Annotated in this window: 22 protein-coding genes; 11 read left to right on the top strand and 11 right to left on the bottom strand. The window is 67.5% G+C overall.

Translation table 11 applies throughout. The features are described from left to right. Nucleotides 1-23: 23 nt before the first annotated feature. Both AB0M08_RS33535 and AB0M08_RS33530 read right to left on the bottom strand, forming a co-directional pair. Nucleotides 24-1,013 carry a LacI family DNA-binding transcriptional regulator gene (locus AB0M08_RS33535; RefSeq protein WP_364502171.1) on the bottom strand — a complete coding sequence of 330 codons (990 nt, stop codon included), beginning with the start codon at nucleotides 1,011-1,013 and terminating at the stop codon, nucleotides 24-26. 236 nt (nucleotides 1,014-1,249) lie between these two features. Further along, the gene (locus tag AB0M08_RS33530) at nucleotides 1,250-1,759 is read right to left on the bottom strand and encodes a YbhN family protein (RefSeq protein ID WP_364502168.1); all 510 of its coding nucleotides are present in this window, start codon (nucleotides 1,757-1,759) and stop codon (nucleotides 1,250-1,252) included. Between the two features lie 143 nt (nucleotides 1,760-1,902). On the opposite strand from AB0M08_RS33530, the gene AB0M08_RS33525 reads away from it, so the two are divergent. Continuing rightward, the gene (locus AB0M08_RS33525) at nucleotides 1,903-2,577 is read left to right on the top strand and encodes a response regulator transcription factor (protein WP_364502165.1); all 675 of its coding nucleotides are present in this window, start codon (nucleotides 1,903-1,905) and stop codon (nucleotides 2,575-2,577) included. Continuing rightward, nucleotides 2,570-3,730, top strand: coding sequence for a histidine kinase (locus AB0M08_RS33520; protein WP_364502162.1), 1,161 nt, complete (start codon nucleotides 2,570-2,572; stop codon nucleotides 3,728-3,730). The genes AB0M08_RS33525 and AB0M08_RS33520 overlap by 8 nt, the downstream gene beginning before the upstream one ends. Before the next feature lie 391 nt (nucleotides 3,731-4,121). On the opposite strand, the gene AB0M08_RS33515 is transcribed toward AB0M08_RS33520, so the two are convergent. The 9 genes from AB0M08_RS33515 to AB0M08_RS33475 form a co-directional block, all read right to left on the bottom strand. Further along, nucleotides 4,122-6,197 carry an MMPL family transporter gene (locus AB0M08_RS33515; RefSeq protein WP_364502159.1) on the bottom strand — a complete coding sequence of 692 codons (2,076 nt, stop codon included), beginning with the start codon at nucleotides 6,195-6,197 and terminating at the stop codon, nucleotides 4,122-4,124. A 601-nt stretch (nucleotides 6,198-6,798) separates the two neighbouring features. Continuing rightward, a complete protein-coding gene (locus AB0M08_RS33510) occupies nucleotides 6,799-7,623 on the bottom strand; it encodes an SDR family oxidoreductase (protein ID WP_364502156.1) in 825 nt (274 codons plus the stop codon). Beyond that, nucleotides 7,620-8,765, bottom strand: a complete 1,146-nt coding sequence (locus AB0M08_RS33505) for an FAD-dependent oxidoreductase (RefSeq protein ID WP_364502153.1) — start codon at nucleotides 8,763-8,765, stop codon at nucleotides 7,620-7,622. The genes AB0M08_RS33510 and AB0M08_RS33505 overlap by 4 nt, the downstream gene beginning before the upstream one ends. Further along, nucleotides 8,762-8,959 carry a ferredoxin gene (locus AB0M08_RS33500; RefSeq protein ID WP_364502245.1) on the bottom strand — a complete coding sequence of 66 codons (198 nt, stop codon included), beginning with the start codon at nucleotides 8,957-8,959 and terminating at the stop codon, nucleotides 8,762-8,764. Before AB0M08_RS33500 ends, AB0M08_RS33505 begins: the two co-directional genes overlap by 4 nt. A 23-nt stretch (nucleotides 8,960-8,982) precedes the next feature. Beyond that, on the bottom strand, nucleotides 8,983-10,212 hold the full coding sequence (locus AB0M08_RS33495; protein ID WP_364502150.1) for a cytochrome P450: 1,230 nt from the start codon (nucleotides 10,210-10,212) through the stop codon (nucleotides 8,983-8,985). A gap of 130 nt (nucleotides 10,213-10,342) precedes the next feature. After that, nucleotides 10,343-11,050 carry a response regulator transcription factor gene (locus tag AB0M08_RS33490; protein WP_364502147.1) on the bottom strand — a complete coding sequence of 236 codons (708 nt, stop codon included), beginning with the start codon at nucleotides 11,048-11,050 and terminating at the stop codon, nucleotides 10,343-10,345. A 97-nt stretch (nucleotides 11,051-11,147) separates the two neighbouring features. Then, nucleotides 11,148-11,897, bottom strand: a complete 750-nt coding sequence (locus tag AB0M08_RS33485) for an SDR family oxidoreductase (RefSeq protein WP_364502144.1) — start codon at nucleotides 11,895-11,897, stop codon at nucleotides 11,148-11,150. Then, nucleotides 11,894-13,381 (bottom strand): aldehyde dehydrogenase family protein, encoded by a 1,488-nt coding sequence (locus AB0M08_RS33480; RefSeq protein ID WP_364502141.1) that lies wholly within the window; start codon nucleotides 13,379-13,381, stop codon nucleotides 11,894-11,896. Before AB0M08_RS33480 ends, AB0M08_RS33485 begins: the two co-directional genes overlap by 4 nt. A 38-nt stretch (nucleotides 13,382-13,419) precedes the next feature. Then, nucleotides 13,420-15,021 (bottom strand): GMC family oxidoreductase N-terminal domain-containing protein, encoded by a 1,602-nt coding sequence (locus AB0M08_RS33475; protein WP_364502139.1) that lies wholly within the window; start codon nucleotides 15,019-15,021, stop codon nucleotides 13,420-13,422. A 73-nt stretch (nucleotides 15,022-15,094) separates the two neighbouring features. Here AB0M08_RS33475 and AB0M08_RS33470 point away from each other — a divergent pair, with 73 nt between their 5' ends. The 9 genes from AB0M08_RS33470 (at nucleotide 15,095) to AB0M08_RS33430 (ending at nucleotide 22,860) form a co-directional block, all read left to right on the top strand. Then, a complete protein-coding gene (locus tag AB0M08_RS33470; protein ID WP_364502137.1) occupies nucleotides 15,095-16,378 on the top strand; it encodes a TetR/AcrR family transcriptional regulator in 1,284 nt (427 codons plus the stop codon). 264 nt (nucleotides 16,379-16,642) lie between these two features. Further along, nucleotides 16,643-18,151, top strand: a complete 1,509-nt coding sequence (locus tag AB0M08_RS33465; RefSeq protein WP_364502134.1) for an MDR family MFS transporter — start codon at nucleotides 16,643-16,645, stop codon at nucleotides 18,149-18,151. Further along, nucleotides 18,148-18,897 (top strand): NAD(P)-binding domain-containing protein, encoded by a 750-nt coding sequence (locus AB0M08_RS33460; protein WP_364502132.1) that lies wholly within the window; start codon nucleotides 18,148-18,150, stop codon nucleotides 18,895-18,897. The genes AB0M08_RS33465 and AB0M08_RS33460 overlap by 4 nt, the downstream gene beginning before the upstream one ends. A 34-nt stretch (nucleotides 18,898-18,931) precedes the next feature. Next, complete coding sequence (locus AB0M08_RS33455) at nucleotides 18,932-19,351, top strand: organic hydroperoxide resistance protein (protein WP_364502129.1); 420 nt, start codon at nucleotides 18,932-18,934, stop codon at nucleotides 19,349-19,351. Between the two features lies 1 nt (nucleotide 19,352). After that, entirely contained in the window at nucleotides 19,353-19,628 is a 276-nt protein-coding gene (locus AB0M08_RS33450) for a hypothetical protein (RefSeq protein WP_364502126.1), read from the top strand. 177 nt (nucleotides 19,629-19,805) lie between these two features. Then, the gene (locus AB0M08_RS33445) at nucleotides 19,806-21,200 is read left to right on the top strand and encodes an aromatic ring-hydroxylating dioxygenase subunit alpha (RefSeq protein ID WP_364502124.1); all 1,395 of its coding nucleotides are present in this window, start codon (nucleotides 19,806-19,808) and stop codon (nucleotides 21,198-21,200) included. Beyond that, entirely contained in the window at nucleotides 21,197-21,580 is a 384-nt protein-coding gene (locus AB0M08_RS33440) for a 2Fe-2S iron-sulfur cluster-binding protein (RefSeq protein WP_364502122.1), read from the top strand. Before AB0M08_RS33445 ends, AB0M08_RS33440 begins: the two co-directional genes overlap by 4 nt. 46 nt (nucleotides 21,581-21,626) lie before the next feature. Then, entirely contained in the window at nucleotides 21,627-21,827 is a 201-nt protein-coding gene (locus AB0M08_RS33435) for a hypothetical protein (protein WP_364502119.1), read from the top strand. A 49-nt stretch (nucleotides 21,828-21,876) separates the two neighbouring features. After that, nucleotides 21,877-22,860 carry a thiamine pyrophosphate-dependent dehydrogenase E1 component subunit alpha gene (locus AB0M08_RS33430; RefSeq protein WP_364502116.1) on the top strand — a complete coding sequence of 328 codons (984 nt, stop codon included), beginning with the start codon at nucleotides 21,877-21,879 and terminating at the stop codon, nucleotides 22,858-22,860. The last annotated feature ends 11 nt before the right edge of the window (nucleotides 22,861-22,871 follow it).

Here is a 22,871-nt window from a genome sequence, read left to right as displayed (position 1 = left end):
GACGGGGACATGGATTCTCCTGGTCAGTGAGGTGCGGTGCTGTCCCGTACGACGAGGGTCGGTGCGACGCTGGTGACAGCGTCCGGGACAGGGCCACCGGCGCCGAGGCGGTGTAGCAGCGTGGCGATGCAGCGGCGGCCGACCTCGTCGAAGTCCTGCCGAACGGTGGTCAGCGGTGGGTTGAGGTAGGCGGCTTCGGGGATGTCGTCGAATCCGGCGACGCTGATGTCACCGGGGACGCGTACGCCGCGTTCGGCGAAGGCGCGAAGCAGGCCGAGTGCCATGTGGTCGTTGCCGGCGAAGACCGCGGTCACGCCGCGGCGGCTGGCGAGAGCCAGGCCTGCCAGGTATCCGGAGCGTGCACTCCAGTCCCCGGTGATCGGAGCCGGTGGTGTCACACCAGCACGGTTCATGGCTCTGGTCCAGCTGTCGATGCGGTCACGGGCTTCTACGGAGTCGGGCGGCCCCGCAATATGCCAGACGGTGGGGTGTCCAAGGTTCAGCAGGTGTTCGGTGATCAAGCGTGCGCCGACGGTCTGGGCGACCGAGATGCCGGAAGGACCGACGGTGACGGCCGGAATGTGTTCCGGCAGGCCGTGCAGGGCGGTCGCCGCCGCGTGTTGTGGAGCGACGACGATGATGCCGGCGACGGACTGGTCGGTCAGCGCGCCGATCGCCGAGGTGATGCCCTGGGGGTCGATGCGTTCGAGCGTGGCGATGCTGACACCGTATCCGGCGGCGCGGGCGGCTCGCTCGATGCCGAGGAGGGTGGCGGCTGGGCCGTACAGGATGGTGTTGTAGCTGATCACGCCGATAACGCGGGCGTGCCGGCCGGCGAGGCCGCGGGCATGTGCATTGGGCCGGTAACCGAGCATCCGGATTGCGTCCAAGACGCGTTGCCGGGTGATGGTCTTGACATTCGGGTGATTGTTGAGCACTCGAGAAACGGTCTGGTGGGAGACACCTGCCAGCCGGGCCACGTCGGTCATGACCGGCGCCCGGGTCACGGTCATCAGTTGCCGTCCTCCCCAGTAGCCATGAATCGCTTCACCTCGCGACCGCCGGGTTTGATGGATAACCCCAGTCGGGTTGCTTACGCGCGAAACTGACGCGCGTAAGCAAGGTAGCATCGCGACACTGAAGGGTGACAAGGCACTGTTTTATAACGACTACGCAACGAGGTCAGGCATCCCGATGGCCATTCATGCCCTGCGGCACCGTCGCACCAGCGAGCCAGAAAAGGGATATGTCAATTTCTCTGGCTGTCTCCAGCGACGCCTGTGGTGACATCCCGCATTCCCGCCGTGGGGACCGGTGCATCCGAGTGCTCACCGAAACGCGTTCTTAGCAGGACATACCCGAGCAGACCGACGGGAAGCAGCAGCCAAAAGGAGACCAGGCGATAAGCGAGCACCACGGCGGCCGCAGAACCGGTCGGGGCACCGGACGCGGCCAGCCCCGCAAGCAGGCCGGCCTCTATCACGCCGATGCCGCCTGGGGTCAACGGAACCTGTCGGACAACCTGAACCGTGAGGTAGACCACTGCCAGCCGTTCCCAGTGAACGTCCAGCCCGAACGCGGAGGTGCTGGCGAACAGGCACGCCAGATCCAGAGTCCAGTTGAGCACCGCCCAGCCGAGAACCGACCACCGGTATCGCACCGGAACCCCACGAATGGCGTCAAGAGCCGTCGCGGCTTCGCCGAACAACCGTGCCCCCATCGGCCAGCGCCCCAGCACGGCACGCACACGTTTCGCCACAGCCGCACGCTTATACCGCGCCTGCGGTAGGCGCAATGACCGCAATGGGTGGACGCATCAACCCGGCCGCACCGCGATGATGGCATCGTTCCGTCCGTTGCGGAGTCGCGTCGCCCCGGACGACCTCTCGAAAGAATGGTTCTGTGACGATTCGCTTACTACTCGCCGACGACCAAGCGCTGCTGCGGGCAACATTCCGCCTGCTGCTCGACGCCCAGCCCGACATGCAGGTCGTCGGTGAGGCCAGTACCGGTGAACAAGCGCTTTCCCTGGCCCGCAGCACGCTGACGGATGTCGTGTTGATGGACATCCGTATGCCGGACATGGACGGTGTCGAAGCGACCCGCCGGATCACGGGCGACGAGAACCTGGCAGGCGTACGGGTGCTGATCCTGACGACGTTCGAAACCGACGAGTTCGTCGTCACCGCGCTACGCGCCGGTGCCAGCGGCTTCCTGGGCAAGGGCGTCGACCCGGACGACCTGCTGCAAGCTGTACGGACCGTCGCCGCTGGGGAGTCACTGCTGTCACCCAGCGCCACCACCGCGTTGATCGAACGGTTCCTGGCTCAGCCCGATCCGGCCACGGTCACCATCTCCACCGCCCTGACCGAGTTGACCGCCCGGGAGCGCGAGACCACGGTAATGGTGGGTTCCGGGCTGTCCAACGCCGAGATCGCGGACCGCCTCGGCATCAGCACGGCGACCGCAAAGACACACATCAATCGCGCGATGATGAAGGCCGGTGCCCGTGACCGGGCCCAGCTCGTGGTCTTCGCCTACGAGAACGGCCTGGTCCGGGCGAGGCCGCGTGACTGACCCCGGCCGCCATGCATGGCGTGTCTGGCTGCCGCCGCTTGCCGTCGCCATGATCATGATCTGTACGGTCTCTTACCAGAACGGTCATGCGACCAGGCCACCCACCGGCGCCCAACTGATCCTGATCTTCCACGGCGCCGCCGCCCTGTTGCTACGACTGCGCTATCCCTTGGCGGTAACCGTCGTGACGGTCGCAGCAGGGGCGCTGCTCCCGCTGACCGCCCACCACCTGGTCCTGATCGATGTCGCCGCCATCGTCGCGCTGTACACCCTTTCCACCCTGCGCAGTCGCCGTGTCGCCTGGACCGCCGGTACCCTCGCTGCGGTAGCGCTGACCGCCGCGATCGTGTCCTGGCAGCCCGGCGGCATCTTCGACCTCGCCAACCTGGTCCCCGCCAACTACGTCGCGATCGCTATCGCGGTCGGCGACGCCAGCCGCAACCGGCGAGCTCTGCTGGCCGAGATCCGCCATCGCGCCGTACTGGCCGAACGCAGCCGTGACCAGCAGGCCCGCGAACGGGTTCGCGAGGAACGAATCCGCATCGCCCGAGATCTGCACGATGTCGTCGCCCACCACATCACGTTGGTCAACGCCCAGGCCGGAGTGGCCCACCACCTGATGACGGCACATCCCGAGAAAGCTCGGGAAGCACTGAGTGGCATCCGCGACACGAGCCGCGCCGCCCTGGACGAACTCCGCGCGACCGTTGGCCTGCTGCGCCAGGACGACGACCCGGAACAGAGCCGACAGCCGACGCCGGGCCTCGCCGATCTCGACACACTGCTCGACGGATTCCGTACCGCGGGCTTCACCATCCAGGTCACCCGGACCGGAGACCCGGCACCACTGTTCGGGATCAGCGACCTCGCGGCCTACCGCGTCCTTCAGGAGTCGCTCACCAACGCCGGCAAGCACGCCACCGTCCGACGCGCCGACGTCAGCCTCAGCTACACCGGCACCGATCTGCACATCGTCGTCACCAACCCAGCACATCCGGCACACCACGGCGACGGGACCGGACACGGACTGGTCGGCATGCGAGAACGGGTGGAGGCCGCGGGCGGGAGCATCACGGCCGGCATGGGCCCGGACAGCACCTACACCGTGTACGCCAGGGTGCCGCTGCATTCGGCACCACCGGCCGAAGGATAAGCGTGTCCAACGGCCGATCTGCGATCGCGCGGCCTCCGGGAGCAGCCGCCATCGGCGGCGATCACTGACCAGAGTCGTCACCCGGGGAGACCCGGAATGCCCGCCCTTCGATCCGCCGCTGCCAAACCGCCCCGGGCACCCGAGGGGGCTGCAGTTGGTCGGGAAGCCGCATCCACCTACCCACCGCCGAGAGCCCGACTGTGCCTGATCGCCAGGATATGGTGTCCTGGCGATGGCCCCAGGACACCGCGAAGGGCCGCTGAGGTAGGCGCTGATCGCCAGCGAGCCGATCGCGACACGTGCTACCTATGACCGACGCGGACACCCGGTGACCGGAACCCGGCGCCGCGGACGGGTCCGTGCCACCGCAGCGGCACGGACCCGGCGTCGGTCACTGGTGGTTCGTCCCGGACAGCACTGGCGATGCGGGGTCGCTCGGCGCTTCCTCAGCGCCTTCCACGGACACCTTCGGAGTGATCTTCTCGGCCCAGCGCGGGTAGAACCAGTTGGCCTGGCCGATCAAGGTCATCAGAGCGGGGATGAGGGTCATGCGGACCACGAAGGCGTCGATCACGACCGCGACGGCCAGACCGATGCCGATCATCGAGACGATACGCTCGCCGCTGAAACCGAACGAGGCGAAGACGAACAACATGATGGTGGCCGCAGCCGCGATGACCTGTGCGGTCTCGGTCAGCCCCACACGGATGGCCCGGCGGTTGTCGCGGGTGTGGGTCCATTCCTCGTGCATTCGACTGACCAGGAACACCTGGTAGTCCATCGACAGACCGAACATGATGCCCATGATGAGTACGGGAATGAGGTAGGTGATCGGTGCACCTGTGCCGACGCCGAGCAGTCCGGTTCCCCAGCCGAACTGGAAGATCGCGGTGACCGCGCCGAGGCCGACGAAGATGGTGGCGATGTTACTGATCGCGCCGATGAGCGGTACCAGAACGCTACGGAAGGCGACCGCCAGTAGCAGGAAGCCGAGCAACGCGATGAGCCCGAGGTAGAGGGGCAGTTTGTTCATCAGCGCGTCGGCCATGTCGATGGTGCTCGCGGTGCTTCCACCGACGTAGACGCGCAGACCGGTGTCGTTCTCAGCCGCCGGGATGACGGTGTCACGCAGATACTCGACCAGGTCCGAGGTCTGTTCGGTCTGTGCACTGGTGGCCGGTATGACGGTGGCCAGCGCAATGGTCTGGCCGTCGCTGACCGCGGCCGCAGACACGGAGGCGACATCATCGACGGTGGGCAGCTCCTTGACCATGGCGGTGAACGCCGCGGCGGACGCGTCGTCGGGCATCTCGGCGACGAGCAGCAGGGATGCGTCGAACCCGGCACCGAAACCGTCGGCCATGAGTTCGTAGTAGTTGCGGGACGCCGAGCCTTCGGGGTCGCTGCTGGCGTCGGCGTCACCAACACGCATGCTCAGTACCGGCGTGGCCAGGACCAGCACGATCAGCAGCGCCGCGGCGGCGGACCGCAGCGGATTGCGCTGTACTAGATCGGCCCAGCGGGCACCGCGGGTGGTCCGGGCGGGCGCCTCCGCGAAGGGCACGCCGGTGGCCAGTGTCTGGCGCTGGCGGCGCGAGAGCACCTTGAGGCCGAGAATGCCGAGCAGCGCGGGAAGCAGCGTGATCGCGGCGGCGACGGTGAACAGCACGGTGACGGCGGCTGCCTGAGCCATGCCGGTGAGGATGCCGAGGTTGACGACGTACATGCCGAGCAGGGCGACGATCACGGTGAGACCGGCGAAGATCACGGCACGGCCGGAGGTGTCGACGGCTTTGCTGATCGCGGCGGGGACGGTGTCGCCGGCCATCATCGCCTTGCGGTACCGGTTGACGATGAACAGGGCGTAGTCGATGCCGACACCGAGGCCGATCAACGCGCCCATGGTGAGGCTGGTGGAAGCCAGATCGATCACGTGCGCGGCGAGGATGACCACGAGCAGGGAGGTCGCCACGCCGACGATACCGGTGATGATCGGCAGGGCGGCCGCCCAGGCGGACCGGAACACCAGGAACAGGATGACCAGGGCCGCGATCAAACCGACGGCTTCACCGCCGTGTGACCCACCGGGTGTCTCGGTGAAGGCCGTTCCGCCGAGCTCGACGTCGACGCCGGTGCTGCGCAACGCCGTCGCGACGTTCTCGACAGCGTCGGTATCGGCGTCCTCGTCGAGTGTCACCGTCGCGTATGCCGTGTCGATGTCAGTGTTGATCTGCTTCGCGCCGGCCGTGTCGTAGGGGCTGACCACAGCCGTAACTCCAGACAGCGCAGCCACCTGGTCGAGCATGGTGGTGAACTGCTGACGGACGGCCGTGGAGTCGATCGCGGCCGAGTCGGTGTGCCAGACGATCGTTCCTGACGTGGTGTCGCCGGTGGACTCCTGAGAGCCGGCCTGGGCGCTCATCTCGGCCAGCAGGCTGTATGCGGTTCCGGACTCGCTGTCGGGCATGCCGGGGTCCTCGGAGAACGCCGTGCCGAGTCCCAGAGCCAGCACGGCCAGGGCGACCAGCGCGGTGATCCAGCCGCCGAGGACGGCGAACCGCCACCGGAAGCAGCCACGGGCAAGTGATGTCACGACGGGTACCTTTCGAGAAGGAATCTGGCCTCGCCCAGAGTCGTCGCGTCACGCTGTTTCGTCGTCAACCCAACGCCGTGGTCACCTGTACCGCAGGTGCGGTAGAGACGATCCGCGCAGGCCACCGACGATGACCGGTTTGTTACTGAATCCGGCGGAAATGCCACCGCGACCATGCGGGCTCTGTCGGACTGAAGGCACGCAGCACCACGGGCACCCCAACCACGTCAACACGGCGCCCGGTACGCCTCAGCGTAGTCGGATCCCGAGGCGGACGTCGCCGGTTCGCAACGGCTCGGCCCGTCTCACACCTGGTCATCCGTTGCTCCACGGATCAACCGGGTCTGGAAGATCTCCGAACTCCGCAACAGCATGTGCGCTCGTCCTCGCCTCATGGTCGGCCAGGTCGACATCAACCCGGTGCGGTCATTCTTCCTACCGCGTGCGCGGTAGGAAGAATGACCGCAGGCGGTGGTCACTGCGGGCGATGCCAGCGGATCCACGCTGCCTGACCGCCATCGATGAGAACGTCGGTGCCGGTGATGTACTGCGATTCAGGCCCGGTCAGGAAGGCCACCACGTCGGCGATCTCCTGCGGGGTTCCGGTACGGCCGGCACCACAGGCGTCGAGCATCGCCATCATGTGCTCGCCTGATGCAGACTCGGCCTCCGACTTGGCCATCGCGGTAGCGATGACGCCTGGGCTGACGGTGTTGATCCGGGCGCCGCGCCGGTTCCAGGCCAGCGCCGCGGCCTGAACCCGGATCTGGTTGGCACGCTTGGCGATGATGTACGCGGCCACCGGCTCCTTGTCCTTCGCCGAGGTCACCACGTCGAGGGTGAGCAGTTCCGCGGTGGGTGCCGTCGCCAGTGCCCGTTCATCGACGTGCTGAAGGGCGGCGTAGTGGCCGGCCATGCTGGCGATGCATACCAAGGCGGTACCGCGGGTGGCCACCTGCTCGAACGCGTCGATGACGTGGGCGGTGCCCGCCAGGTCGACCTGCATGATCTTCTCGACCGTGGCGGTGGCCGCCGAGACGCCGGCGGTGTGCACGACGGCGACGATCCGTCCTTCGGCCGCCGCCGCTTCGGCGAGACCGGTCACGGCCTGGGCGTCGGAGACGTCCGTGACGTGGCCCTTGGCGGCGTAGCCCTCGGCGTTCAGGGTGCTGACCGCTCGGTCGAGTGGTTCGGCGAAGGCATCCGCCAGAATCACCGTACGGCCGCTGCCGATACGCCGGGCGACGGCCAGCCCCATGCCGCCCGCTCCGGTGACCACGACGACATCAGGTTCGGTCACTTCTCCTCCTGGGACAGCAGTGCCTGCCGCCAGGGGCGGAGGGCTTTGGGCGGCATACCGACCGCGAGGGCACCGACCAGACGGCCCTGCTTCCGATAGATGGCAAGGAATCGTCGGGCGTCGAGGTCGCCCTCGGCGATCTCGACGCTGTCGTGGCCGCGCAGGTAGCCGTAGGCATGGATCTTCATGTCGTACTGGTCGGACCAGAAGTACGGCACCGGCGCGAACGGCCTGCGCGCATCGGGACGCAGGAGGTTACGGGCGGCGGCCATGCCCTGCTCGGCGGCATTGGTTCGATGCTCGATGCGCATGCTGACGCCGAAGAGCGGGTTGTGCCAGCGGGCCACGTCACCGGCGCCGTAGATGTCCGGGGCGGCGGCGCTGTACTGGTCGCACACCAGCCCGTCATCGACCTGCAGGCCGCTCCCGGCGAGCCAGTCGGTGTTGGGCAGCGACCCGATCGCCATGAGCACCTCGTCGGCTTCCAGCAGGCCACCGTCGGCCAACAGCACGCCGCCGTCGGTGACGGCAGTGACCGCGACGCCGGTACGCAGGTCGACACCGTGCGCCCGGTGTGCCTGCGACAGCACCCGGCCCACGTCTTCTCCGACAGCGTGGGCCAGCGGAACCGGAGCGGGTTCGAGCAGGACCACCTCGCAGCCGAGGGCACGCGCCGCAGCGGCGGCCTCGGCACCGAGGAATCCTGCGCCGACCACCGCGAGACGGCGGCCCGGCCCGAGTCGTTTGCGCAGCTCCGCGGCATCGTGCAGGGTCCGCAACACGTGACCGCCCTGGCCGGGTAGCCGTCGGGGACGAACACCGGTGGCGATCACCAGCGCGTCGTAGTCGACGTGTTCGCCGTCGGCCAGGTGTACACGCCGTTCCGGGCGGTCCACGTTGACGGCGACGGCGCCGAGGCGCAGGTCAAGTTTGAGCCCGCCAAGGTCCTCGGCGGTACGCAGTGCCAGGCGTGCCGCCTCCCATTCACCGGAGAGGAACTGCTTCGACAACGGCGGGCGGTCGTACGGGGCTGTCAGCTCTTCCCCGATCAGGGAGATCGTGCCGGCGTACCCTTCACGGCGCAGGGTCTCGGCCGTGGCCAGGCCGGCGGCCGATGCTCCGACGATGACGATCCGGTTCACTGCTCCACCAGGCGGATCGCGGCGGCCGGGCACACCGCCGCCGCCTCGCGCACCTGGTCATGGAGCGCCGCGTCCGGAGTGTCGTTCAGCACGATCGCCACGCCGTCGTCGTCCCGTTGGTCGAACACGTCGGGCGCGGCCATCACGCACTGACCTGCGGCGACGCACTTGGGCTCGTCGAACTCCACTCGCATCGTCATATCTCCTTGAGGGGGTGTCACCAGGTCACCGGGAGCGCCTTGAGGCCGTATGCGACGCCTTCCATCGCGAACGGCACTTCCTCGAAGGGCACCGCGAGCGCCAGCGTCGGAATCCGGCGGTAGAGGGTGCTGTAGACGACCTGCAGTTCGACGCGGGCCAGGGACTGGCCCAGGCACTGGTGTGCGCCGTAGCCGAACGCGTGGTGCTGGCGGGCGGGCCGGGTGAGGTCGAGCTTGTCAGGTTCGGCGAACTCCTCGGCGTCGTAGTTGGCGCCGGCCAGTTCGAAGATGACCCCGTCGCCGGCCTTGATGACCGTGCCGTGCAGTTCGATGTCGTCGCTCGCGATACGCCGGATCCCGGTGTGCACGATGGTCAGATAGCGCAGCAGCTCTTCGACCGCGTTCGCGACGAACTTCGGATCGTCGCCGCGCTCGCGCAGCAGGTCCAGCTGATCCGGGTTGCGCAACAGGGCGAGGGTGCCCAGCGAGATCATGCTGGCGCTGGTCTCGTGACCGGCGATCAGGATCGCGCTGGCCATCGCGAGTGCTTCCTCGCGCGACATATCGCCCGCGACGACCCGGGCCGCCATTTCCGACACCACGTCGTCGCTGGGCTCAGCGGTCTTGGCGTCGAACAGGTTGCTCAGGTATCCGAAAAGCTTCTGGCCGGCATCGCGAGCCTGTTCCGGCGTGGAGTCGTGGCTGAGCAGCGCGTGGCTGGCGGTCTGGAAGAGCAGCCGGTCTTCGTAGGGCGCGCCGAGGATCTCCGTGATGACCACGGTCGGTACGGGCAGGCCGATCGCCTGGACCAGGTCCGCGGGCTTGGGGCCGGCGAGCATCTCGTCGATCAGCGTGTCGAGGACTTCCTGGATGCGCGGGCGCAGCGCCTCGACCCGTTTGACCATGAACGGGGCGTTGACCGTGCGGCGAAGCCGGGTGTGCTCCGGCGGGTCGGTGTTGGTGATCAACGGCGGGTGGTGCGGCGCCGAGGCTGCCCGGCTGCGGGTCATGTGCGGGTAGCCAGGTCGCTTCTCGTCGATGCTCAGCCGCGGGTCGTTGAGCAGGGCTCGCTGGTCGGCGTGCCGGGTGATGAACCACGGCGTGCTGCCGTCCCAGATGCGTACCTTGCCGACCGGGTTCTCGCGGGTCATCTCCCGCACTGTCGCCGCCGGGGCGAACGGGCACTGCGGCTCGCGGCGCATCGGATACAGGGGGGCGTGGTCGGCGGACGCCAGGATGTCGGTCATGGGCCTCCTCAGTTCAACGCCACCGGTGCGTGCACCACATGACGGAGAAACATTGATCAACCCATGCAAACAGGCTTGACTGACACTGTTCGGACAGCCGCCAGACATTTTCCAGACGTGACCCGAGTCACTAGATAGGGACGGCCTCCACGCTCAGCCAGTAGCCGAATCCTCGCCGAGTGTGGATGAGAGCCGGCTGCTCCTGATCGACTTTGTGCCGCAGTCGCGACATCAGCCGCTCGATGGCACCGGTGTCACGCGACTCGCCCCACACCTGCCAGGCCAGCTGCTCCTTGGACAACACCCGGCCCGCATTGAGCAGCAGCTGACGCAGCAGCCGATACTCGGCCGCGGTCACCTCCAGCCGCCGGTCGCCGCGCCACGCCTGGTAGACGACCTCGTCGAGCAGTAGGTCGCCATGACGCAACACCGGCTCCCGAGCGGCGTTGCGGGCACGCAGCAGTACTTCGACGCGGGCCAGCAACTCGGCGGCGCGGCACGGTTTGGTGACGTAGTCCCCCACGTCTCCACCGACCTCGGGCACCAGCAACTCCAGTGATTCGCATGAGGTCACGCAGAGCACGGGGGGACGTTCGGCCAGGGCCGGGCGGTGGTCGGCGAGGTCGCGAAGATCCGGGATGTCGACATCCACGATGATCAGATCGAAGCGTTGCTCACCAAGGCGGCCGACGGCGGCGGCGCCGGTCTCGACCGCATCGACGAGATAACCAGATGAGCCCAGGCGGGCAGCCAGCGCATGGCGTAGACCAGGGTCGGGAACCGCGGCCAGCAGCCGGCTGCCGTACCGGATCCGGTCATGAGGGGTGAACGAATGCACCATCTCATCCTAAGTCGGTTGTTCGTCTACTCCACGTGTCGACGATGGTGGCTCGTCCCGCCCGGACGGACGATTCGCCCGTCCGGGCGGGACGGCTTCAAGCGACCGCCCAGCCGCCGTCGCTGGGCAGCACGACGCCGTTGACGTTGGCCGCGTCGTCGCTGAGCAGCCAGGTGATGGAGGCGGCCATGGTCTCGGCGGTCACCGGCGGCGGCATGGTGGCCCGCATGACGGGGACGCACCGTTCGACGGCGAGTTCCGACGGCATCGACGGTCGCATACCGGTGATCGTCGGCCCTGGCGCCACGGCGTTGGCGCGGATGCCCTGTGGCCCGTAAAAGAAAGCTACGTTCTGGGTTAAACCGACCACCGCGTGCTTGGACGCGGTGTAGGCAGCGCCAGCCGCGGATCCGCGCAGGGAGGCTTCGGAGGCGAGGTTGATGATGGCGCCGCGTCCGGCAGCGATCATCCTGGGCAGCACGGCCCGGGTCAGGCGCATCGGGGCGGTGATGTTGATTCCCATCACCCGGTCCCAGGCGACGTCGTCGACCTCGCCGGGCGGCACGAAGTCATCCATGATCCCGGCGATGTTGGCCAGCCCGTCGATGTGGTCGCCGGCCGCGGCGAGAATCGACGTGATGGTGGCGGCTTCCAGCAGGTCACCGGCGATGACGGACACGTCGTGCTCGCCGGCGAGGGAGTCCAGGCCTGCCTTGTTCACGTCGGTGGCCACCACCCGGCCGCCTTCGTCGACGACGCGGACGGCGGTGGCGCGGCCGATTCCTGATGCGGCACCGGTGACGATGATCGTCTTGCCGGTGAACCGGCCGGAGATTGTGGTGGTCATGCGCTCGGGAGCCCCATCGCCTTGAGTTCCATATACTCGCGGAAGCCTTCCTCACCGTTGCGGCGGCCCAGGCCGCTCTGTCCGTAACCGCCCAGCGGCGTGGAAACCCCGAAGTAGTTGCCGCCGTTGACCGAGATGCTGCCGGCCCGCAGCCGCCGTGCCACCTGCAGCGCACGCTCTTCGCTGGCGGAACTGACCTCACCGGCGAGGCCGTAGATGGTGGAGTTGGCGATCGCTACCGCCTCGTCGACAGTGTCGTAGGGGATCACGCACAGCACGGGGCCGAAGATCTCCTCCTGGGCGACCGCCGAGGCGGGGTCGACGTCGACGAGCACCGTGGGCTGTACCCAGAAGCCAGGCCTGCCCTCGATGACGTCACCGCCGGTGAGCAGCCGCGCCTCTCCGGCCGCCACGCCACGGCGCACCGCGGCCACGATGCTGTCGCGCTGGGCCTCGCTGATCTGCGGGCCGTGGATCACGTTCGGATCCCAGACGTCACCGACGGGAATCCGCTCGAAGATCGCCTTAAGGATGGGAAGCGCCTCGTCGTAGCGGCTGCGCGGCAACAGCAGCCGGGTCGAGAGGGTGCAGCCCTGGCCGGCGTGCGAGCACACCGCCGCCGTACGGGGCAGAACGGTCATCAGGTCCACGTCGTCGAGCACGACGTGCGCCGACTTGCCGCCCAGCTCCAGGAAGACCTTCTTGATCGTGTCCGCGCCGGCCGCCAGGACCCGCTTTCCGGTACGGGTCGAGCCGGTGAACGTGACCATGTCGACGCGGGGGTCGGTGGTCAGCATCTCCGTGGTTTCGATCGACGAGGTGACGACGACGTTGAACACCCCGGCGGGGATGTCGGTCTTCTCGGCCACGATCCGGCCGAGTTCCAGGCCGCTCCACGGGGTTAGCCCGGCAGGCTTGAGGATGACGGTGTTACCGGCGGCCAGGGCGGGAATCGACTCCGCGACATCGAGGTAGAGCGGGTAGTTCCAGGGCGTGATGGCCGCGATCACCCCGGTCGGCTCGAACCGGATACGCCGCCGGGACACGATCCCGTTCGACTCGTGATCGGGAAGGTCCTGCTCGTACGCGAAATCCCGGGCCATCCGCGACCAGTAGAGCGCTTCGTCGATGGGCTGTTGCAGCTGCACACCGTGGGTGAGCCGGACCGGGCTGCCGGCCTCGGTCACGACCACCCGGCGCAGGTGGTCGGCCTCCTCCTTGAGCGCTTCATGCAGCTGCAGCAGACAGTGGCTGCGGAACGCGGGGTCGGTAGCCCAACGACCGTCGTCGAAGGCCCGGCGAGCGGCGGTGAGTGCCTGTTCCACGTCGACGGCGGTGGCGTCGGCTGCGTATCCGGCGATCTCGCCGGTGCTGGGGTCGATGTTCTCGATCAGGCCGCCGTCGGAGGCGGGTACGAGCTTGCCGTCGATGAGCAGCCGCCGCTCACCTTCAACGGGGCCAGTGGGGTAGTTCTGCACGGACACGGGACCCTCTTTCTCTGGGGAATCGGTGTGGGAGGCGGTCAGTGGTCGTCGCGGATCAGTTCCGCGGCGCGCCAGGCCATCGCCATGGCGGGCGCGTTGAGATTTCCGGAGATCATGGTGGGCATCACCGAGACGTCGACGACCCGAAGTCCCTCGACGCCGCGCACCCGCAGCCGGGTGTCGACCGGGTCGGAGTCCTGTGGTCCCATCCGTACCGCTCCGCAGGAGTGGTAGCCGGTCCCTCCGTACAGGAATCCGGCGTTGATGATCGACTCTTCGTCGGCGACGGCGGGGCCCGGCTGGATCTCGTCGCTGAGCAGGTCGGCGATCGGCTCCTGCCGAACCAGCTCACGCATCCGGGCGAACATCGCGATCGAGGTGTGGCGGTCGTGGTCGGTGCTCAGGTAGTTCGGCACGATCCGCGGTGGGGTCCGGTGATCGGCGGAGCGGATGTGCACGCTGCCCTCGCTGGTCGGGCGCAGGGTGAACCCGAGCATGGACAGTCCCGGACGGTTCTCCACGGCGTAGCCGCCCGAGCCCACGCCCATCGAGAAGGGGGTGAGCAAGACCTGAGCGTCTGGTCGTGACTGGCCAGGGTCGGTCTTGAGGAAGGCCAGCATGTCGTAGGCGGGAGTACCAACCGGGCCTCGGCGGGTCAGCATCCAGCGTGCTCCGGTCATGCCCTGGCGCGGCAGCGAGGAAAGCAGCCGGTTGTAGCCGATGTTCTTCTTCAGCCGCATCTGTAGCGGGAAGCAGCGGTGCTCGCGGACGCCCTCACCGATCCGGTCCTGGGCTACCCGCACGTCGATGCCGGCCGCGCCGAGCACCTGTGGTGAACCGATACCGGACAGCTCGAGCAGTTGCGGGGTGGCGATGGCGCCCGCGCTAAGGATGATCTCTCTGCGTGCCTGGAACGTCACGGTCGTGGTGCCGGAGATCGCCTCGATACCGGTGGCACGCTCGCCGGTGAACAGGATGCGGGTGGCTTTGGTCTTGGTCACCAAGTGCAGATTGGGCCGACGGAGCGCGGGGTGCAGGAAGGCGCGTGCCGAACTGACTCGACGGCCGTTGCGGATAGTCGCGGACGCGTACCCGATGCGCTCGTCGTCGCTGGAGTTGAGGTCGTCGACCTTGGCGAGGCCGAGTTTCCCGGCCGAGGCCATCAGGAGCTCGTCGACCTGCTCGGTGTCCTTACGGACGCCGACCTTGAGTGGTCCGCCGGCGCCACGGGTGTCCGAGGCGCCGAGGTTGTGGTCCTCCATCGTGCGGTAGACCCGCAGGATCTCGTCCCAGCCCCAGCCGGTGTTGCCGAGCTCTTCGAGGTGGTCGAAGTCGGCGCGTGATCCGCGGTTGTAGATCATGCCGTTGACAGAGCTGGAACCGCCGAGCATTTTGCCGCGCAACCAGTACTCGGTCTGTTTGTTCGGGCCGAAAGGCTCGGTGGGGAAGTACCACGCGTAATGGGGATTCTTGAGGGTGAAGGCGACACCTTTAGGCACGGTGACCATGAAATGCCGGTCGGTCCCACCGGCTTCTATCAGCAATACCTGTACGCCGGGATCCGCGCTCAGCTTGTTGGCCAACACGCAACCGGCGGAGCCGGCTCCCACGACGATGTAGTCGAAGTTCCGTACATCCACGTTTCGCTCCAGAGAACAGCGAGTTGCACTCAGTGCAGGTGCACCCTACACGCAGACGGCTTACTGTCTAGGGGTGATCTCCACTCCACCAGGCGTGCGGGCCGCTGCCGGCTCAGACAAACTCGAACGGTGGCGCCGACTGCGCGAAGCCGCTCTCACCCTGTTCGAGCAGCACGGATACGCGGCAGTCTCGGTCGACGACATCGCCGCGGCAGCCGGTGTGTCGCGGCGCACGTTCTTCAACCACTTCGAGACCAAGGCCGCGGCACTGTTCGACCCCGACCCGCAGGAAGCCGCCCGGATGACCGGCCTGCTCGACCAGGAAGGCACCGCCGACCCGTGGCAGGGTCTGACGCGGTCACTCAAGGCGTTCCTGACCGCGGAATTCCGCGTGGTCGCGACCAGGCGCCGCATCGTCGAGGGTCGCCCGGAGCTCAACCGCCTGCACTTCGTGGCCAACGCCAACTTCGAGGAATCGATGCTCGCCTGGCTGGCGGCCCAAGGCATCGGTGACCTGGAGAGCAGAGTGCTGACCAGCGCCGCCCTCGGATGCGTCCGCGAGAGTTTCATGGCCTGGGATCCCGCCGGCACCGATGTCGATCTGTTCGCCATTCTCGACCAGATGCTCACCCTGGTCGCCACCGGCACGGCAAGTATCGCGGCGAGCCGGGTCGCGTTCCCCGGCGACGGTCTGACCGGCACCGATACCAGTTCCGCCCGCAGCGGGTCGACCCGCGCCAGGATCCTGCTGACCGCCGAGCGCCTTTTCGCCGAGTACGGGGTGTTCGCGGTCTCCAACCGGCAGATCAGCGAAGCCGCGGGCCAAGGCAACAACGCCGCCGTCAGCTACCACTTCGGCACCAAGCCCGACCTGCTACATGCCATCGTGCAACGCCACAACGAGCCGATGGAGAGCATCCGTCAGCGACTCCTGCAGGCGAGGACCGGCAGCACCGATCTACGCGACTGGGTCGCCTGCATGGTGCTTCCGTTCACCCTGCACCTGGGCGAACTCGGCACACCGACGTGGTACGGACGACTCGCCGCCCAGATCATGACCGAACCGAGCCTGCGCAAACTCGCCGCATCGGAGCTGCACGATGCCCGCCACTTCTACATGGTGATCGATGGCCTGCACCGCTGCCTTCCCGGCCTCACCCCCGAACTGCGCCGCCGGCGCGATGACATGGCGCGGATGCTGCTCGTCCATACCTGCGCACACCGCGAACGCACCCTGCCGGACGACTCTGAGGCGGCTCGGACCGCATGGGCCACCACCGCGGCCGAGCTGATCGACGCGATCGAAGGGCTCTACCGGGCTCCCGTCACCATCGCCGAAAACAGTCACTTGACTTAATTTCGCAAGTTGGGTTAGCTCGTCGCAGACGAAGCCGTGATTTTCCGCCACCGCGGAAACCACAAGCGCCTCGTGCGATCGGTCCTGCACGGATGAGATTCCCGCGCATTCAGGCCGAAGCGGGAAGAGTCCCGGCTCACCCATCGAAAGGCTCTCTCATGTCCCCACCACGGCAGCGGCTCGTCCGGCCCAGCATGCCCGTCTGATCGTCGGCGCGAACGGCGACGGCAGCGTCATGCAACTCAAGCCCATGGAGACAGCACCGTGACCACCGACCCCGGGCGTTCACACCGCCACATTCTCGAGGCCCTCAGCGGCCTGCTACTTGCTCTGTTCGTCTCGACGCTGGCCAGCACCGTCGTGACCACCGCTCTACCGCGAATGCTCGGGCAACTCCACGGTTCACCGACCCAGTACACCTGGGTGGTGACCGCCACCCTGCTGGCCGCCACCGCGGCGACCCCGATCTGGGGCAAACTCGCCGACCTGTTCTCCAAGAAGACCCTGATCCAGGTCGCGGTGCTGGTCTTCGTAGCCGGATCGCTCGCCGCCGGGCTGAGCCAGAACGCCGGGCAGCTGATCGGCTCCCGCGCGCTGCAGGGCATCGGCGTCGGCGGCCTGCAGACCCTGGTCAACATCGCCATCGGCGCCCTGGTCCCGCCGCGTGAGCGCGGCCGGTATGCCGGCTATCTCAGCAGCGTCACGTCGATCTCGACCATCGGTGGGCCGCTGCTGGGCGGATTCATCGTCGACACCTCCTGGCTCGGCTGGCGGTGGTGCTTCTTCATCGGCATCCCGTTCGCCGCCATCTCCCTGATCATGCTGCAGCTGACCCTGCGGCTGCCGGTCTACCGCCGCGAGGGCGTGAAGATCGACTACTGGGGTGCCGCGCTCATCACCAGCGGCGTCAGTCTTCTGCTGATCTGGGTCTCGTTCGTCGGCGGCAGCTTCGACTGGGCATCGCGGCAGACCGCCGCGATGCTCGCCGGCACCGTCGTCCTGCTCGGCGCCGCGATGTGGGTCGAATCCCGGGCGAGTGAACCCGTCGTGCCACTGCGGATCCTGCGTCAGCCAACGATCGCGCTGGCCATCCTCGGCAGCCTCGCCGCCGGCACCGCCATGTACGGCGCCAGCGTCTTTCTCACCCAGTACTTCCAGCGCAGTCGCGGCCACACTCCGACCGAGGCGGGCCTGCTGACCATCCCGATGATGGCAGGCATCCTCGTCGCCTCGATCGTCGGCGGTCGGCTGGTGACCCGTACCGGGAAGCTGAAGCCGTTCCTGGTCATCGGTTCTGTGGGGCTCGCCGCCGGGTTCGCGATCCTGGCCTTCATCGACGAGAGCACCCCGATGCCCCTGATCGGCGTAGCCATGGTGCTGATCGGCGCAGGGGTCGGCATGACCCTGCAGAATTTCGTCCTCGTCGTGCAGAACGCCGTCCCTCTGTCCGAGATCGGTGCCTCCAGCGCCACGGTCGTGTTCTTCCGCTCGCTCGGCGGCACCGTCGGCGTGGCTGTCCTCGGGGCGGTTCTGGCCCGCCAGGTCAGCACCCAGCTCGCCGACGGCGCGAGCGCGGCGGCAGCCTACGGCGACGCCACCGGCCACGCATTCCTGATCTCCGCCGTCGTCGCGGTGGTCGGTGTCGTTGCGGCACTGCTGCTCAAGCCGGTGTCCTTGCGCAGCAGTCACCAGCCGACGGCCCCAGCGACCGCACCCGTCGCCGACGACGCCACGCAGCCGCTCGGCGTCTCCGCTGGAAGGGCAGAGCGATGACCGCCACGCTGGGGCTGATCGGAACCGGCATGATCGGCAGCGGTCTGGCCCACCTGGCCGTCGCTGCCGGCTTGAACGTCGTGCTCAGCAACTCCCGTGACCCGGAAACACTGAGCGACCTGGTTGCCGGCCTCGGGCCGAACGCCCGCGCCGCACTGCCGCACGAGGCGGCCGAGGCCGGTGACATCGTCGTGGCGACCGTACCGTTCAGCGCGCTGGGGAACCTTCCGGTTCAGGCGCTGACCGCGAAGACCGTCATCGACACGATGAACTACTACCCGCAGCGCGACGGCACCGTCGCCGACCTCGACGCTGGTATGACGACCTCAAGTGAGTTGGTACAACGGCATCTGGCCCGGTCGCAGGTCGTCAAGGCGTTCAACAACATCGACTTTCGCCGGCTTTCGCTGCTCGCACTCCGTTCCGGCGCGCCGGAACGGAGTGCTCTGCCGATCTTCGGCGACGATCCGGACGCCAAAGCCGACGCGACGCGTCTGCTCGACGAGCTCGGCTTCGACGCCGTAGACGGCGGGTCACTGGCCGACAGCTGGCGCACTGCGCCCGGAACACCCGCCTATGTCCTGCCATATCTTCCCGAACGCCAGGAGGGCATGACCGCCGGCGCGCAAGAGGCATGGTTCTACACCAATCCGGGATGCCCGGTCCCCGCCACGCGAATCCGCGAGCTCGTCGCCGCCGCGGTCCGGCTGGATCCGACGAACGCCCGTATGACTCTCCAGCAATGACATCTTCCGGCTATCGCCAAAGGAGAATCTGACCATGGCAGCGCTCTACACCGCTTCCGCCACCGCAACTGGAGACGGCCGCAACGGTCGCACCCGCACCAGCGACGGAGTGCTCGACCTCGAACTCGCCCTGCCTAAGGAGATGGGCGGCCCCGGCGGGCATCTGCCGAACCCCGAGCAGTTGTTCGCCGCCGGGTACGCCGCGTGTTTCCACAGCGCGCTGAAACTCGTCGCGGGCAAGCGAGGCGTCCCCCTCGTCGACAGCGCCGTCGTCGTCGAGGTCGGCATCGGACCCGACGGGCAGGGCGGCTTCGGCCTCAGCGCCGCCGTCGAGGCACAGATTCCCGGCCTCGATGCCGCGACCGCCAGCGGGCTGGTAGAGGCTGCCCACCAGGTCTGTCCGTACAGCAACGCGGTGCGCGGCAACATCGAAGTCACCGTGTCGGTGGCCTGACGTGCGACAACTGTGGACTAAAGCGGGCCGCCCGCTGCTCAACGACGGCAACGACGTCACGGTGCCTTCCGGAGCACCGGTCGGCCGCATCCGGGGCGATCGGGTCTTCCGAGCCGACGATACGTATGTCGGCACGCTGGTGGGCGATCGGCTCGTCTACCGCAGCTACGACATCGACGGTCCCGAGCGACCTTACACACGTCCGGTAACCGTGAAGTGGGTGAGTGCGGTGCCGCCCGCCCATCTGTGGGGAGATGAACCTACGTTGCCCGCCTAGCTTGCGGAGCAAATATTTGGCCCTCTACGGCTTCCCTCCGCCGCAGATCGCCACTATCGTCGGGATGATCTGCTTCACACCACCAGGGTGTTCTAGTAAGGCTTCCCCTGATTAAGGCCCATCGTGCGGAGCAGATATTTGCTCAAAGCGTGGGCGTCGAACGATTGGGAGCTGCGAATGACGAGCGTCCAGGAACACGCGGCAGGCACTACCTTCGACGAGGTCGTCGACACGTCGAAGGTCCCGTTCCGGGTCGAGAACGAACTGCTCATCCCTACGGAGCGCTACTACCACGAGACCTTCTTCGAAGCCGAGAAGAAGCTGTGGAAGAAGTGGTGGCAGCACGCCTGCCACGAGACGGAGATCCCCCGGCCGGGCGACTTCACGGAGTACCAGATCCTCGACCAGTCGATCGTCCTGGTCCGCCAGCAGGACGGCAGCGTCCGGGGATTCCACAACGCCTGCCGCCACCGGGGCACCGCGCTCGCCTGCGGCAGCGGCACCTTCCGCCGCGGCGAGATGGTCTGCCCGTTCCACGGCTGGCGGTGGAACCTGGCCGGCAAGAACACCTACGTGTACGCCAAGGACGGCTTCCGCGACGATACCGTCGAGCAGGACGACATCGACCTGCCGGAAGTCCAGGTCGCCCTGCGCTGGGGCTTCGTGTGGATCAATCTGGATCCGCACGCCCCGTCGCTGGAGGAGTCCACGCACGGCATCGGCGCGGCGCTCGACCCGAACGACTTCGAGCGTATGCACGTCAACTGGTGGCATCAGGTCGAGTTCGACGCCAACTGGAAGGTCGCGCAGGAGGCCTTCTTCGAGGCCTACCACGTCATGCAGGCGCATCCCGAGATGGCGTGCTTCCTCAAGAACGAGGACTTCAACGCCCTGTCCTACGGCCACTACCGCACCGACCCTCAGGGACACGGCTGGGCCGACATGCGAGCGCCCCGGCGGTTCGTGCGCCCGGGCCAGCCCTTGCAGTTCCGCAAGACCGATCCGGCCGTCAAGACCGAGGCCGAGCTCTTCTACGCCTCGGCCAAAGCGATGTGGGAAGGCTCGCAGGCGCAGACCAACGCCCATTACGTCGCGATCATCGAGCAGCTACTCGAGGAGCTGCCGCGACCGCACGACGGCTTCTTCCCCGAGTTCGGCAAACGCGTCTACCGCAACGCCGCCGAACGTGGAGTCCGGCTACCGGCGCCCAACCCCGACGTCACCGGCCACTTCGCGATGTACCCGAACTTCACCGGCGTATCCCTGCTCGGCTGTGCTCTGGTCTACCGCTCCCGGCCGCACCCGAGCGACCCCAACAAGTGCATCTACGACTTCTGGGGCCTGGAGATCCCGCCGGAGGGCACGCCGGTACGGCGTCCCAAGATCGCCGCGGACGACGCTCCGACCTGGGACGAACTGTGGTTCGTGCAGCAGGACGCCAGCAACATCGAACGGATGCAGACCGGGCTGCGCACCTCCGGTCTCAAACACATCCGCCTCGGTGTCGATGTCGAGCAGATGATCATCAACTGGCATCGGGCGCTCGACCGTGAGCTCGCCAAGGTGCTGTGAGCAGCCGACATGATCCGGCTGCGGGAGCGATCGAGTCCACCGCTCACGCAGGCTCGTATACCGCGCGGATCGAACCGGCCGGCATCGACATCGAGGTGTACGCCGGCGAGACGCTCTTCGACGCCGCCGATCGGGAAGGCTACGACTGGCCGACCATCTGCGGCGGCCAGGGGACCTGCACACACTGCCACGTCCGGCTGCTCGACGGCGATCCGCAGGCGGCGGCGCCGATCGACACCGAGCAGGAACGCCGCGCCGTCACCCGGCTGGCGCGGCGACTCTACGGCGACGACCCCACCGGCATCCGGCTCGCCTGCCAGCTGCAGCTGCGTGGCGACGTGGTCGCCGAGCAGCGGACCTTCCGCGGGGAACGGCGATGAACGCCGACCGCGGAGACGACAGCACGCGCAGAGGAAGGAACACGCAATGGCGATCGTCACGGTGACCACCGACGCCGACCGGAAGGGCTTCGAGGTCGATGTCCAGCCGCTGGAGGGAGGCGGGTGGGAGACGGTCGAGCCCGGCTTCCACGGTTTCGGCGCCGGCCAGCTGACCAAGGTGTACGTCGACGGGCAGGTCCACTGGGTCCAGCGCAGCTTCAGCAACCTGCGCCTGCTGCCCGACTGAGCAGGTCGCGGCACCGCCCCCTGCCGTCCGACACGGAAACGGAGAAATCATGACGACCTCTCTCGATACCGAAACGCGGATCGAGGTCTCACCGCAGATTCTGCTCGGCATCTACACGACCGCCATCAAGATCAAGATCTATGACGATACGTACGTCTCCGCGCTCAAGACCGGTAAGGCGGCGGGCATGTACTACTCGCCGCGCGGGCAGGAGATCATCCCGTCGGCGTTCGCGCAGGTCCTGCGGACCGACGACTACGTCCTGACGATCTATCGTGGCATCCACGACCAGATCGCCAAGGGAGTCCCGCTGCGCGAACTGACCGCGGAGTTCCTCGGCCGGGCCACGGGCACCTGTAAGGGCAAGGGCGGGCCGATGCACATCACCCACCCCGACAGTGGGCTCATGGTGACCACCGGCGTCGTCGGCTCCGGTCTGCCGATCGGCGTCGGCATCGCCCTCGCGGCGCAGATGCGCGGAACCGACCAGGTGACGGTCGTCAACTTCGGCGACGGCGCCTCCAACATCGGCGCCTTCCACGAGGCACTCAATCTCGCCTCGGTCTGGAACCTCCCGGTGATCTTCGTCTGCCAGAACAACCAGTACGCCGAGTACACGGCGTACGCCGTCGGCACCTCCGCCAAGCACATCGCCGACCGGGCGGCCGGCTACTCGATGCGCTCGTTCCGGGTCAACGGCAATGACCCCGCACAGATGTACCACGCCGCGCTGGCGTCGGTGGAGGCCGCACGGGCGGGCAACGGGCCGACCCTCATCGAAGCGGAGACCTACCGGTTCCGCGGGCACACTCCGGCCGACCCGATGCAGTACATGCCCAAGGAGGAGCTGCAGCAGGCGATCGCGGCCGACCCCGTGCCGGCGCTGCGTCAGCGGTTGATCGACGAGTCGATCGCCACCGAGGACGAGCTCGGCGCGCTCGAGGCGTCGCTCAAGCAGGAGATCGACGAGGCGTTCGAGTTCGCCCTCGCCAGCCCGCAGCCCGACCCGTCCGAGCTCTACACCGATCTCTGAGGAGCACGCCG

Source organism: Actinoplanes sp. NPDC051851, from assembly GCF_040681165.1.
Classification (GTDB): domain Bacteria; phylum Actinomycetota; class Actinomycetes; order Mycobacteriales; family Micromonosporaceae; genus Actinoplanes.
The sequence above is the reverse complement of the archived record's forward strand: the minus strand, read 5'-3'. Positions and strand labels throughout refer to the sequence as shown.

Coding starts and splice junctions, on each gene's coding strand:
- AB0M08_RS33495 (WP_364502150.1), bottom strand. CDS start 10,212: ATGACCGACATCCTGGCGTCCGCCGACCACGCCCCCCTGTATCCGATG.
- AB0M08_RS33485 (WP_364502144.1), bottom strand. CDS start 11,897: ATGACCACCACAATCTCCGGCCGGTTCACCGGCAAGACGATCATCGTC.
- AB0M08_RS33445 (WP_364502124.1), top strand. CDS start 19,806: ATGACGAGCGTCCAGGAACACGCGGCAGGCACTACCTTCGACGAGGTC.
- AB0M08_RS33535 (WP_364502171.1), bottom strand. CDS start 1,013: ATGACCGTGACCCGGGCGCCGGTCATGACCGACGTGGCCCGGCTGGCA.
- AB0M08_RS33430 (WP_364502116.1), top strand. CDS start 21,877: ATGACGACCTCTCTCGATACCGAAACGCGGATCGAGGTCTCACCGCAG.
- AB0M08_RS33515 (WP_364502159.1), bottom strand. CDS start 6,197: ATGCCCGACAGCGAGTCCGGAACCGCATACAGCCTGCTGGCCGAGATG.
- AB0M08_RS33455 (WP_364502129.1), top strand. CDS start 18,932: ATGGCAGCGCTCTACACCGCTTCCGCCACCGCAACTGGAGACGGCCGC.
- AB0M08_RS33500 (WP_364502245.1), bottom strand. CDS start 8,959: ATGCGAGTGGAGTTCGACGAGCCCAAGTGCGTCGCCGCAGGTCAGTGC.
- AB0M08_RS33435 (WP_364502119.1), top strand. CDS start 21,627: ATGGCGATCGTCACGGTGACCACCGACGCCGACCGGAAGGGCTTCGAG.
- AB0M08_RS33460 (WP_364502132.1), top strand. CDS start 18,148: ATGACCGCCACGCTGGGGCTGATCGGAACCGGCATGATCGGCAGCGGT.